General features: G+C 68.2%; 11 protein-coding genes. 6 read left to right on the plus strand and 5 right to left on the minus strand.

The features are described from left to right. The first annotated feature begins 198 nt into the window (after positions 1–198). The 3 genes from ACWEK3_RS37315 to rfbD all read left to right on the plus strand — a co-directional run bounded on the left by ACWEK3_RS37315 (position 199) and on the right by rfbD (position 2,464). A complete protein-coding gene (locus ACWEK3_RS37315) occupies positions 199–408 on the plus strand; it encodes a hypothetical protein (protein ID WP_453251753.1) in 210 nt (69 codons plus the stop codon). Positions 409–581: 173 nt separating this feature from the next. Then, positions 582–1,556 carry a dTDP-glucose 4,6-dehydratase gene (rfbB, locus tag ACWEK3_RS37320; RefSeq protein WP_453251754.1) on the plus strand — a complete coding sequence of 325 codons (975 nt, stop codon included), beginning with the start codon at positions 582–584 and terminating at the stop codon, positions 1,554–1,556. After that, entirely contained in the window at positions 1,553–2,464 is a 912-nt protein-coding gene (gene rfbD / locus ACWEK3_RS37325) for a dTDP-4-dehydrorhamnose reductase (RefSeq protein WP_453251755.1), read from the plus strand. Before rfbB ends, rfbD begins: the two co-directional genes overlap by 4 nt. 54 nt (positions 2,465–2,518) lie before the next feature. Here the strand turns inward: rfbD and ACWEK3_RS37330 are convergent, their stop codons facing one another. Beyond that, entirely contained in the window at positions 2,519–2,989 is a 471-nt protein-coding gene (locus tag ACWEK3_RS37330) for a tetratricopeptide repeat protein (RefSeq protein ID WP_453251756.1), read from the minus strand. 343 nt (positions 2,990–3,332) lie between these two features. Between ACWEK3_RS37330 and ACWEK3_RS37335 the strand changes: the two genes are divergently transcribed. Further along, complete coding sequence (locus tag ACWEK3_RS37335) at positions 3,333–4,427, plus strand: tetratricopeptide repeat-containing glycosyltransferase (protein WP_453251757.1); 1,095 nt, start codon at positions 3,333–3,335, stop codon at positions 4,425–4,427. Positions 4,428–4,509: 82 nt separating this feature from the next. Here ACWEK3_RS37335 and ACWEK3_RS37340 read toward each other — a convergent pair whose 3' ends face one another. Then, the gene (locus tag ACWEK3_RS37340) at positions 4,510–5,790 is read right to left on the minus strand and encodes a glycosyltransferase (RefSeq protein ID WP_450539302.1); all 1,281 of its coding nucleotides are present in this window, start codon (positions 5,788–5,790) and stop codon (positions 4,510–4,512) included. A gap of 590 nt (positions 5,791–6,380) precedes the next feature. On the opposite strand from ACWEK3_RS37340, the gene ACWEK3_RS37345 reads away from it, so the two are divergent. Continuing rightward, positions 6,381–7,172 (plus strand): DUF6445 family protein, encoded by a 792-nt coding sequence (locus ACWEK3_RS37345; RefSeq protein ID WP_450539304.1) that lies wholly within the window; start codon positions 6,381–6,383, stop codon positions 7,170–7,172. A gap of 357 nt (positions 7,173–7,529) precedes the next feature. Here ACWEK3_RS37345 and ACWEK3_RS37350 read toward each other — a convergent pair whose 3' ends face one another. The 3 genes from ACWEK3_RS37350 to ACWEK3_RS37360 form a co-directional block, all read right to left on the minus strand. Continuing rightward, on the minus strand, positions 7,530–7,967 hold the full coding sequence (locus tag ACWEK3_RS37350) for an SCO4983 family protein (protein WP_453251758.1): 438 nt from the start codon (positions 7,965–7,967) through the stop codon (positions 7,530–7,532). Between the two features lie 102 nt (positions 7,968–8,069). Continuing rightward, the gene (locus tag ACWEK3_RS37355) at positions 8,070–9,281 is read right to left on the minus strand and encodes a pyridoxal phosphate-dependent aminotransferase (RefSeq protein ID WP_365432724.1); all 1,212 of its coding nucleotides are present in this window, start codon (positions 9,279–9,281) and stop codon (positions 8,070–8,072) included. Positions 9,282–9,421: 140 nt separating this feature from the next. Continuing rightward, positions 9,422–10,804: a DUF2079 domain-containing protein gene (locus ACWEK3_RS37360; protein ID WP_453251759.1), complete on the minus strand. Its 1,383-nt coding sequence runs from the start codon at positions 10,802–10,804 to the stop codon at positions 9,422–9,424. A 410-nt stretch (positions 10,805–11,214) separates the two neighbouring features. Between ACWEK3_RS37360 and ACWEK3_RS37365 the strand changes: the two genes are divergently transcribed. Next, positions 11,215–12,087 carry a S1 family peptidase gene (locus tag ACWEK3_RS37365; RefSeq protein ID WP_453251760.1) on the plus strand — a complete coding sequence of 291 codons (873 nt, stop codon included), beginning with the start codon at positions 11,215–11,217 and terminating at the stop codon, positions 12,085–12,087. The last annotated feature ends 125 nt before the right edge of the window (positions 12,088–12,212 follow it).

Here is a 12,212-nt window from a genome sequence, read left to right on the forward strand (position 1 = left end):
CAGGGCTTCCAGGGCCACCAGGGTGCTCAGGGTAACCAGGGTGAGCAGGGTAACCAGGGCTTCCAGGGCCACCAGGGTGCTCAGGGTAACCAGGGTGAGCAGGGTAACCAGGGCTTCCAGGGCCACCAGGGTGCTCAGGGTAACCAGGGTAACCAGGGCGCACAGGGCGCACAGGGTACGGTCGGCACCACCTACGTCGTGAGCGAAACGGGTACGCGTTCGGTGACCGTGGACTGCCACACCGGTGACTTCGCCACCGGCGGCGGTGCGATGGCTGTGGAGGGCCACGGCAACCTCATCGATACCTTCCCAGTGGGCACCAACCCGCCCCACGGCTGGCAGGCCACCACCACCTCGAACGACACGGGCGACATCGTCGCGTACGTGGTCTGCGTTCACCCGACGTAACCCCCGGGCGATCGCCGGTACCGTAGCGGCCGCCGGCTTCACCCGCGAATGAGTGACAGTGCCCCGGGGCCTCGGCTCCGGGGCGCCGTCCGCGTTGTGCCCGCGCTCGCGACTCCGGCACCGGCAGGAGACCCCGGTGCCGGAGTCGCGGGCAGCAAGGAAATCGGAGAATGATGCGCATCCTCGTAACCGGCGGTGCCGGATTCATCGGTTCGGAGTACGTCCGGCGGCGGCTGGACCCGGATCCGACAGCGCGGATCACCGTCCTCGACAAACTCACCTACTCCGGCGTCGAGGCGAACCTGGCACCGGTGGCGGAACACCCGGGCTACGCCTTCGTCCGGGGCGACATCTGCGATCCGGGCGTGGTCGACCAGGTGATGGCGGGCCACGACGCGGTGGTGCACTTCGCTGCCGAGTCGCACGTGGACCGGTCGATCGACGGGGCCGGTCCGTTCGTCCGCACCAATGTGATGGGCACCCAAGTGCTCCTCGACGCGGCCCACCGGCACGGCGTCGGCCGATTCGTCCACGTGTCCACCGACGAGGTGTACGGCTCGGTCAGCGAAGGCTCGTGGACCGAGGGGTGGCCACTGGCACCGAACTCCCCTTACTCCGCCTCGAAGGCCGGCTCCGACCTGCTGGCTCTCGCCTACCACCGCACCCACGGCCTGGACGTGGTCGTCACCCGGTGCACCAACAACTACGGGCCTCGCCAGTTCCCCGAGAAGGTCATCCCGCTCTTCATCACCAACCTGCTCGACGGGAAAACGGTCCCCCTGTACGGCGACGGCAGCAACGTCCGCGACTGGCTGCACGTCTCCGACCACTGCCGGGGCATCGACCTGGTCCTGCGCGGCGGCCGGGCCGGAGAGGTCTACAACATCGGCGGCGGAACCGAGTTGACCAACCACAAGCTCACCGGGCTGCTGTTGGACGCGGTCGGCGCGGGCTGGGACCGGGTCGAGTACGTGGCCGACCGCAAGGGCCATGACCTGCGCTACTCGCTGGACGACGGCAAGATCCGCGAGCAACTGGGCTACACCCCGCAGGTGTCCTTCACGGACGGCCTGGCCGCCACGGTCGACTGGTACCGCACGCATCGCTCCTGGTGGGAGCCGCTGAAGGAGGGGGCCGCGCTGCGATGAGTACGACCTGGCTGGTGACCGGTGCACACGGGCTCCTCGGCCAGGACGTGCTGGCCGAACTCGCCGCCGATCCGGACGCCGTCGTGACGGGACTGAGCCGGGAGCAGCTGGACATCACCGAGCCGGGGGCCGTCCGCGTGGCCGTCACCGGTCACCGGGTGGTCGTCAACTGCGCCGCCTGGACGGACGTCGACGCCGCCGAGCGGTCCGAGGCGGCGGCCACGGCCGTGAACGGCACGGGCGTCCGTCACCTGGCACACGCGTGCGCGGACAGCGGCGCCCTCCTGCTGCACGTCTCCACCGACTACGTGTTCCCCGGCGACGCCCGCCGGCCCTACCCCGAAGACGCGCCGACCGGGCCCCTCAACGCATACGGGCGAAGCAAACTGGCGGGGGAGCGCGCCGTCGTCGAACTGCTGCCGCGCACCGGCTACATCGTGCGCACCGCATGGCTCTACGGCGCCCATGGCCCGAACTTCGTGGGCACCATGCTCGAACTCGCCGCCCGGCGCGACACCCTGGACGTGGTGGCAGACCAGCACGGCCAGCCGACCTGGTCCCGGGCGCTCGCCCGGCAATTGACCGCCCTCGGCCGTGCCGCGCTGACCGGGTGGGCACCGGCCGGCATCTATCACGGCACTGCGGCCGGCCGCACCACGTGGTGCGGTCTGGCGCGTGAGGCCTTCCGGCTCAGCGGCCTCGATCCCGAACGGATCCGCCCGGTCGGCTCGGACAAGTTCCCACGTCCGGCCGCCCGTCCGGCCTTCGGTGTCCTCGGGCACGGCAACTGGCTGCGGGCCGGCCTCGTCCCCCTCCCTCCGTGGGACGACCAGCTGACGGCCGCACTGAACGCACCCGAGTTCGCCGCCCTGGCCGCAGCGGCGCGCACGAGTACCCGGCGTACGTAGCAGGCGCCCGGCGGAACCTCAGGTCCGCCGGGCGCCTGCGGAGCCGCCAGGAAATCACCGGCTCACGGCGTCCCGGAACTCTTCCGGCACCTGGGAGAGGAGCTTGTGATCGACCGCGACCGCACGACGGAACGCATCGCCGGCCTCGCTCTTGCGGCTACTCGCCGCAAGGAGCTGACCGAGTTGCAGATGGATCGCGGCCGCCTTCGGATTGGTGGCAGCGGCACGCCGGAAAAGTTCAATGGCCCGGTCGGGGTCACTCGCTCTCAGCATGTGCGCCTCGCTGTAGAGAGCGGACATGAAGTGCGGATCGATTTCGAGAGCCTTCTCGAAGTTTGCCCGGGCATCCGCCATCCTGCCGTTCTGCTGATCGATGAGCCCGAGGCCGTACCAGGCGTTCTTGTTCCTGGAGTCCATTTCCAGGACGCGCCGGTAGTCCTGGACAGCCCCGAGGGGATCCCGGCTGACCTGGCGCTGGAGGGCGGACCGCAGAAGCGCGTCGGCCGACTTGGCGTTCCCGGCCACTGAACCGGCCCTGGATTCCGACGGCCCGGCCGACGGGGAGTGAATCGCCCAGACGGTCACCCCGGTGGCAACCGTCGCGGCCGCGGCGAGTCCTGCCCACAATCTCGTACGTTTCACTGTGTCACTTTTCGTGGAGGGTGGCGGACGGATGGAGGTGGCCTGTCACAGGTGGCCGGCACCGACGTTACGAGGCGGCCTTGGTGGTGCGGCCGTTCGGCAGGCGCTTGGGCCGTTCAGACCACTCGAATGCACGAGCCGTCGTGATTGTGTCGGCCCAGCCTGTTTGCGTGGCTTTGAGCGGCTGGATTGGATGGCACCCGTGAAGTCAACGGTCTGTTTGAACATGATCGTCAAGGACGAAGCTTCGGTGATCAGGCGGTGCCTCGAATCAGTACGGCCCTTGATCGACACATGGGTCATCGTGGACACCGGCTCCACCGACGGCACGCAGGACATCATCCGCGACGTCTACAGCGACCTGCCCGGCGAACTGCATGAACGGCCCTGGAAGGGGTTCGACGGCAGCCGTACCGAGGCGATCGAACTCGCCCGCTCCGCTGCGGACTACCTGCTCTTCATGGACGCCGACGACATGATGGACGTGGCGCCCGGCCCTCGAATGCCGGAGCTGACGCGCGACGCCTACTGGGTCTGCGTCAGCAGCGGGCGCATCAGATACCGGCGCCGCGCCCTGGTCTCGACCCGGTTGCCGTGGCGCTACGTCGGCGTCCTGCACGAGTACCTCGACTGCGGTTCGCAGTACACCCAGGGGAATCTGGAAGGCGCCACCATCGTCATCGTGGGCGGAGGGGGACGCAGCAGGGGCAAAAGCCCGCGGGAGAAGTACCTGGGAGACGCAGAGATCCTCCAGCAGGGCCTGATCAAGGAGCCTGACAACGAGCGTTATGTGTTCTACCTGGCCCAGACCTGGCGCAGCGCCGGTGAGCTGGAGAAGGCGATCGAAGCCTATGACCGCCGGGCGGGCATGGGCGGCTGGGACGAGGAGGTCTTCTGCTCCCGTCTGTACGCGGCGTTGTTCGCCGAAGAGCTGGGGCGGCCGCCGGCCGAGGTGATGGACCGCTACCTCGGTGCGCACGAGAGCCGCCCCAAACGCGCCGAAGCGCTCGGCGAACTCGCGCGCTGGTGCCGTCTCAACGGGCAGCGCTGGCCGCTCGCCCACCTGTTCGCGCGAGAGGCGGCACGCCTCCCGTATCCGAGCGACGACCACCTGTTCGTCGCGTCCGACTGGTACGAGTGGCGCGCACTCGACGAACTCGCGGTGTCCGCCTACTGGGTCGGGGAGTACCAGGAAGCGGAGGAATGCTGTGAACGCCTGCTGGCAGGCGGCAAGCTGCCCCCCGAGCATCGCGAGCGTGTGATCGAGAATCTCGACTTCGCACGACGCCACCTGCGCTCAAGGGAAGTCGTCGGGGTCTGAGGCGGCAGGAGTCGGGCCCCAGGATGTCAGAGGCGCCCGGTGGAACCTCATGGTCCACCGGGCGCCTGTTGTTCGGCGGGTCCTAGACCAGCAGCAGTCCGCCGCACCGGGCGGCGCCCTCCTTCATCGCGATCAGGTTGGCGACCACGTAGGAGATGTTGTTCTTCGAGTGCCACTCGGTCGGGAAGTAGGTGACCAGCCGGGAGGATTGGAACCGGGCCTCGAGTTCGGGAACCATGGACCGGTACTGGTCGTCGGTGTAGTACCAGAACGAGTTCTCGTTGTAGTGGGCGACGTGCGACGGGTCCTGGTACGCGCCGCGGCCGTCGGAGCTGGGCGTCAGACTGAGCAGCATGCCGCCGGGTGCCAGCAGCCGGTACAGCTCGTTGATCAGCGCCACCTTCGAGGGCACGTGCGGGAAGAAGTCCACCGCCCGCATCAGGCCGACGGAGCCGTCGCCCAGGTCCAGCTTCCCCGGCAGGGACGCGACGATGTCCACGTTCTTCCCCGGGGCCCGGCCCACGCCCTTGTAGCCGGGCGGCCTGCGGCCGCCCGTTTGGAAGTCCAGCGCCAGCAGCCCGCGCCGCTGGGTCCAGGCGAGGGCGTTGGCCTCGATGTACTTGTCGTACAAGGTCACCGTCTCGCTCTGGATGTGTGCGTTGATCTCCGGATCGCGCTGGGTGTTCGCCGGGTGCACCCGCTGGAGGTACAGACAGCGGTTGATGTGGTGGAAGTCGCCGACGTGGAACAGGCGGCACATCAGGTCCTGGTCGTCCAGGACCGTACGGGCGGGGTCGTACCCGCCGGCCTTCTCGTAGCTCTCCCTGCGGAACGCCCGCACATGGTTGGGCGCGTACCAGATGTAGGCGACGTTGTGCGGGGTCGGCGCCAGGGAGATGGCCTGCAAGTACTTGCGGCCGTCGACCCTCACCTCCTCGTACTCCCAGCCGAACCTCGCGTCGAAGCGATCGTTGTCCCGCTTGCCGTCCTCGGTGATCTGCGCGGTGTTGCTGTAGACGAAGACGGCCTCGGGGTGGGCGTCGAACGCCTTGCCGAGCTCTGCCAGACACGCTTTCGCCAGCAGGTCGTCGTGGTCGAGTTCCACGAGGATCTCGCCCCGAGCCAGTTCACAGGCTCGGCGCTTCGTCGCTCCGACCCCCTTGACGTCGTCCGCGATCTCCACGCGGACCCGGTCGTCGGGGCGCTCGGGCCGCCACCGGGCACCATTGTTGAGCAGGACGATCCACTCCCAGTCCGGACAGGTCTGCGCCTGTAGCGACGCGAGACACTCATCGAGGAAACGGGGCCGGTGGCTGGGGGTGAAGACGGAGAACCTGGGTGTCGCGGTCGCGGTCGACGTCATCTGGTCTTCCCTGCGTAGCTCGATGTCGGTGCGGGGCGTACGGAGTTACGGAGGCGGTCCGGTGCTTGGGAAAGCAGCGCGGGATCGGCTGCGACGGCACGGCCGAATTGCTTCCCGGCCTCGCCGTCGCGGCCCTTGGGAATCGCTGCCGTACCGACGGGCGTTGCCCTCAATCGCCTACGTTTCACGTTGTCACGTCTCGTGGAATGGAAAGGACGGGCGGATGTGGTTGATCTCAACCGGCCGCATTTCCGCCGACGTTACGAGGCCGTATTGACAACGTCGCCATTTGGCAGGCATGTGGGGCGTGCAGACCACTCGAATGTACGCAAGAAGGACGGCGGGACGCGAGCTTTCTCACGGTGTGGATCTACGAGGCGTCTTCGTGCAGGGTCACGTCGCGTAAGTGAGTGCGTGGACCCGGTCGGTGGTGAACGCTCGAGCCCTGGCCCGCAGTAGAACGGTCAGTCAACGCGACCTGACCGGCGCTTGCGCCGATGTGGGTAATTATGCGGCGAAAAACGGCATTTGCGAGGAACTGCCCCGTAATCTTCGAGCGTCAGTCAGTGTACGGCGAAGGAAGTGTGACCATGCCATTCAACCCAGGCGAGCAGGTCAACTTCGGCGGTGAGGGCGCCGTCGTGCTGGAGGACCACGGTGACGGTGGCTACCTGATCTCCAGTGGCCCGGCGCAGCTACCGATCGTGGTCCCCGCCGACACCCTTGAGGACGCGCAGCGCAAGCCCGCCGCCAAGCGGCTGTTCACCCCCACCCCACCGCACCTGCTCTCCGTGGACGACTTCCTCGACGACCCGGACGAGGTGCGCAAGATCGCGCTCAGCGTCGGATACCACACCGACGCGCAGTACTTCAAAGGTCTGCGCAGCGACCACCGGTTCCTCTGGCCCGGCCTGCGCGAGGAGTTCTCGCGGCTGCTCGGCACTCCGGTCACCGAATGGCTCAGCCACAACGCCAACGGCGTCTTCCAGCAGACCGCGCACGACGACCCGCTGGTCTGGCACCACGACGCGCAAAGCTACGCCGCCGCGATCTACCTCAACCCGAACCCGCCTGCCGGCGCCGGCACCAGTTTCTGGCGCGACAAGACCCACGGCTGCCGGCGTGCGCCCACCCACCCGATGGAACGGGCGCGCCTCGGCAGCCCCGAGGCCGTCGAGGCCGCACGCTCGGTCGTCTACGACCCGTACAACCTCGAGCACGAGGACAACTGGGAGCTGGTCGAGTCGATCTCCGGCCAGTACAACCGGCTGGTGATCTGGGACGCGAAACTCATGCACTCAGCCACGTCGTACGAGCACTTCGCCGGGGAGCACGGCACCCACCGCCTGGTGCAGCTCTTCTTCTTCGACATCAACATCTGAGCTTGACGCCTGACCACAATCAGGGTTCGGGTGACGATGCGTCACGCTTGTGACGGAGTAGGCGTGGTGCCGGCTTCACGACGTTGGTGACACGAGACGCGGCCTCGGATGGTCAAGGTGTTTCAAGCCGTTGATCACAGCCGAAGCCGCGTCCGTATGCCAACCTCCTTGATCTCCGCCGTCACTCGCCGTCACCTGCCGCCACGACCGCCACGCGCCATGGCCGGCCTGCGGTCCGCCGCGGCTGTGCTGTTGCCCGGCGGCGGGGAAGGCCGGCTCGGGTGTCATGGCGCCCGGCCTGCGTGTCGCTGCGGGTGCACGCGGACCGGGGGCGATCAGGAAGCCCTGGGCGGAGGGCTAATGGGCGGCGCCACTGAACTTCTGCGGTTCACTCTGCGCGGCAGCGGCATGGGCGTCCATCCGCTCGGCCGCCAGGATTGCCACCGCTGTGTCCGCTCGGGAGGCGGCGACGACGAGCGCGCGGCCGGCGAGCGCGTGCGCCCGCTGGTGCAGTGCCGACGGTTCGCGGTCGGCCGCCATCGACGCGCGGGCCGGAGCATGGCCTCCCCCCAGCCGGGCCACCTGCTCGGCGAGCCGCTCGGCAGCGGTGTCCAGGTCGGTGGAGGGGGCCAGTGCGCGCAGCTCGTCCGTGACGGCGAGCAGCGCCGCCAGATGGCCCGCGAGCTGGATGTCCAGCTCCTCCTCGCGGGAGCGGTGGGGGAAGTCCGAGGTGGTGCCGGCCATCGGGCTGTGGACGGACCTGCCGGAGGGCCCGGTGCGGATCGGTTCGTACATGGGATGGCCTCCTGTGCTCTGACAGAAGACATCCTAGCTTAGAACACGTCTAAAGTTGAGGCCGTTCGCGGAACCGGTCCGTAGGGGTACCGAACGTGAGCGTCAGGATTGGCTGTAGCCGTCCAGGAAGGTGCCGATCCGGCCCACCGCGTCCCGCAGGTCGCCGACCGAGGGCAGCGTGACGACCCGGAAGTGATCCGGCTCGGGCCAGTTGAAGCCCGTGCCCTGGACGACCATGATCTTCTCGCGGCGCAGCAGGTCCAGGACCATCCGCCGGTCGTCCTTGATCTTGAAGACCGCGGGGTCCAGGCGCGGGAAGAGGTACAGCGCGCCCTTCGGGCGTACGCATGTCACGCCCGGGATCTGCGTGAGCAGCTCGTAGGCGACGTCCATCTGCTCCTTCAGCCGCCCACCCGGCAGGACCAGCTCGTTGATGCTCTGCCGCCCGCTGAGCGCGGCCACCACGCCGTGCTGGCCCGGCATGTTCGCGCACAGGCGCATGTTCGCCAGGATCGTCAGGCCCTCGAGGTAGGAGTCGGCGTGCGCGCGGGGGCCGGAGACGGACATCCAGCCCACCCGGTAGCCGGCCACCCGGTACGCCTTGGACATGCCGTTGAACGTCAGGGTCAGCAGGTCCGGCGCGACCGACGCGGTCGGGGTGTGCGTGGCGCCGTCGTAGAGGATCTTGTCGTAGATCTCGTCGGAGCAGACCAGCAGGTTGTGCCGGCGGGCGATGTCGGTCAGCCCCTTGAGCACGGCCGGGTCGTAGACCGCGCCGGTGGGGTTGTTGGGGTTGATGATGACGATCGCCTTGGTGCGGTCGGTGACCTTGCGCTCCACGTCGGCGAGGTCGGGCATCCAGTCGGACTGCTCGTCGCAGCGGTAGTGGACGGCGGTGCCGCCGGACAGGGAGACCGCGGCCGTCCACAGGGGGTAGTCCGGCGCCGGCACGAGGACCTCGTCGCCGTCGTCCAGCAGCCCCTGCATGGCCATCACGATCAGCTCGGAGACGCCGTTGCCGATGAAGACGTGCTCGACGTCCGTCTCGATCCCGAGGGTCTGGTTGTGCATGACGACCGCGCGCCGGGCGGCCAGCAGGCCTTTGGCGTCGCCGTAGCCGTGGGCCGTCGAGACGTTGCGGAGGATGTCCTCCAGGATCTCCGGCGGGCACTCGAAGCCGAACGCCGCCGGGTTGCCCGTGTTCAGCTTCAGGATGCGGTGACCGGCCGCCTCCAGCCGCATCGCCTCCTCGAGTACGGGGCCCCGGATCTCGTAGCAGACGTTGGCGAGCTTCGTGGACTGGATCACCTGCATGCCCGCGAGCTTACGGCCACGTGGCACCGATTGTGGGGAGTTTTCCATCACGTGAGACAGAGGATTTGATCACTTTTGGCATTAGTGGCGTTGCTCGCCGGATCTAGTCGCGTTTCGGCCGGTATGCGGGCGTGGTCGTCTCAGTCGCGGTGGTGCAGCAGTGCGAAGCCGTCCTGCAGTGCCACCAGCTCGTATCCCCTCTGGCGGTCGGCCGTCAGACGCTGCTGTTCGGCTTCGGCGCTCAGCGGGGCGCCCAGCCACCCTCGCGCTCCGGGCGGAGCCCAGGTGTCCACCATGATCCACTGGGGGTTGGGGCGGTTCCCTTCGGCGCCGTAGATGCCGACGCTCGTGCGGTTGGTCAGCTGGGGCACCAGATGGTCGGACGCCTGGACCGTGGCGCCGTCGGGGATGAAGTTCATCAGACGGCGGGCGACGGCGACACGGGGATCGGTCCGCCAGGTGTCCGGCTGGAACAGCTGGAACAACGCGAAGCTCGGAAGGATGGCGAGGGTGATCGCGGCGGAGCCCGCGAGGTAACGCCGCAGACTGGGCCCGCTCGTCCCGCGCCGCACCAGGGCGTCGACGAACGCCGCGAACACGATCGGCATCAGGATGAGCGAGTAGTGGAAGCCGGTTCCCCAGTGCAGGCCGTTGTTGGACGCGAAGCGCCACAGCAGGGTCGGCACGGCGACCCACAACAGGGGGGACCGCAGCGCCAGGAACAGGGTGGGAGCCAGCACCAGGAGGAGAGTCGTCACCTTGGTCTGCGGGGTGACGAGACCGATCGTGCCCCGGCGGAGCAGGTCCAGCAGACCGCCCGCACCGCTTCCGGCCGTTCCCGGGGCGCCGGGGGAGCCCTGCAACAGGGACCAGTAGGCGAAGGACCCGTTCGGGCTGAACGCCGGCAGGATCACGAAGAGCGCGAGTGCCGCCCCGGCGAGACCGATCGCGGCCGCGAACAGTCCGAGCCTGCGGTTGCCGCGCAGGGCGATGACGAGGCCGATGGCGAGAACCGTGAGCCCGAGGTCTTCCTTCACGAGCAGGAGGGGCAGGGCCCAGCACCCCGCGGCGACGAGCCGGTCGTTGCCCAGGGCGGTGAGCGAGAGGGTCAGGAGCGGTACGGCGAAGGCGACTTCGTGGAAGTCGTAGCCGACCGCGCTGGCGATTCCCCAGGACAGTCCGTAGCAGGCACCGATCACGGCGGCGGCCGGAACACCAAGGGTTCGACGTACCCAGAGGGCCAGCGGGACCACGCTCACGGCGATCAGAGCGGCCTGCACGACGAGGAGCGTTTCCGCTCCCTGCCACACCCAGTAGAGAGGCGCGATCAGCGCCAGGATGGGAGAGAAGTGATCCCCCAGGACGGGAAAGCCCTGGCCCTTCACTTCGGAGACCGGCAAGTGCCCTTCCGCGTAGGAGCGGACGACCTGGTCGAAGATTCCCAGGTCGTAGCTGCTGGTGATCATCCGATGGTGGAGGTGCAGCGACAGCGTCGCGTACATCACGAAAAGCGTTCCCGCCATGGCCCAGATCCACCAGATGCCGGCGAAGCGGCCTGAGTACGGTGATTCGGCCGCCTCCCATTTCTTGGACGACGACTGTGTGGGGACCGCTGCGCTTTTGGTGGACTGTGCTTGCATTGAGAGCCCTTCGGGGAAGCGGAATTTGCAGCCATCAAGATGCCAGCCGTATGCGGTATTCGACTGTGACGCGGCGTCGACCAAACTCCCGTGTGGTCAGAATCCGCCGAATGGCCGCATGAGAGGGCGCTGCGCTGCCCTCGCCGGCCCCGCCGACGCTCAGCGCGCTCCGTCTTCTGCCGACCGCCCCCGACTTCTTGTGGCCGACCCCTCGCGCCATCACAATGCACATGACAAGACAGCGGGACCGGAAGATCTCCGGTCCCTCACGTCTGAAGAGGGGACCCCCACAGATGAACAAGCCTCTCCGTGCCGCGCTCGCGACCCTGGTGATCACCGGGGCGGGCATGGCACCCGCGGCCGCCGCCACCCAGACCAGCGGCGCGGCGTCCGCCCCTGCGAAGGGGGCGGCCGACGCGAGTCCCGCGCTGGCGGCCGTCGACTTCGCCGGCACCGTCGCGCTGAGCAACTGCTCCGGTTCGGTCGTCCGTCTCCCCGGCTCCGCGGACGGCGACCCGGCGCTCGTGCTCAGCAACGGCCACTGCCTGGAGACCGGCTTCCCGTCGCCCGGCCAGGTCATCGTGGGCCAGACGTCCAGCCGTACCTTCGGCCTGCTCAACTCGGCCGGCACCCAGGTCGCGACGCTCCGGGCGAACAAGGTCGTCTACTCGACCATGACCGACACGGACGTCACGATCTACCAGCTCACCAGCACCTACGCGCAGATCAAGAGCTCCTACGGCATCAACGCGCTGGCCCTGAGCGACACCCACCCGGTCGCCGGCACCGCCATCAAGGTGGTCTCCGGCTACTGGAAGCGGATCTACAGCTGCAACATCGACGGCTTCGTCTACCGCCTGAAGGAGGGGAACTGGACCTGGAAGGACTCCGTCCGCTACACCTCCGCCTGCGACACGATCGGCGGCACGTCCGGCTCGCCCGTCGTCGACACCGCCACCGGCAAGGTCGTCGCCGTCAACAACACCGGCAACGAGAGCGGCGGCCGCTGCACCGTGAACAACCCGTGCGAGGTCGACGCGAGCGGCACCATCACCGTCCGGCAGGGCATCAACTACGCCGAGCAGACCTACCAGATCCCCGCCTGCTTCGGCGCCGGCAACAAGCTCGACCTGACCAGGAGCGGCTGCACCCTGCCCAAGCCCTGACCAGAGAAGCACAGGGCGGGGCGGGTGGCAGCACTAGACGAGTCATTCCGATGTGATTAGTGGTCGTAGGCGATCAGGGATCGCATGACCGGCTGTCCGGTCTTGTGGTTGTGCCAGATCGCCGC

The organism is Streptomyces sp. NPDC004721 (assembly GCF_053601495.1).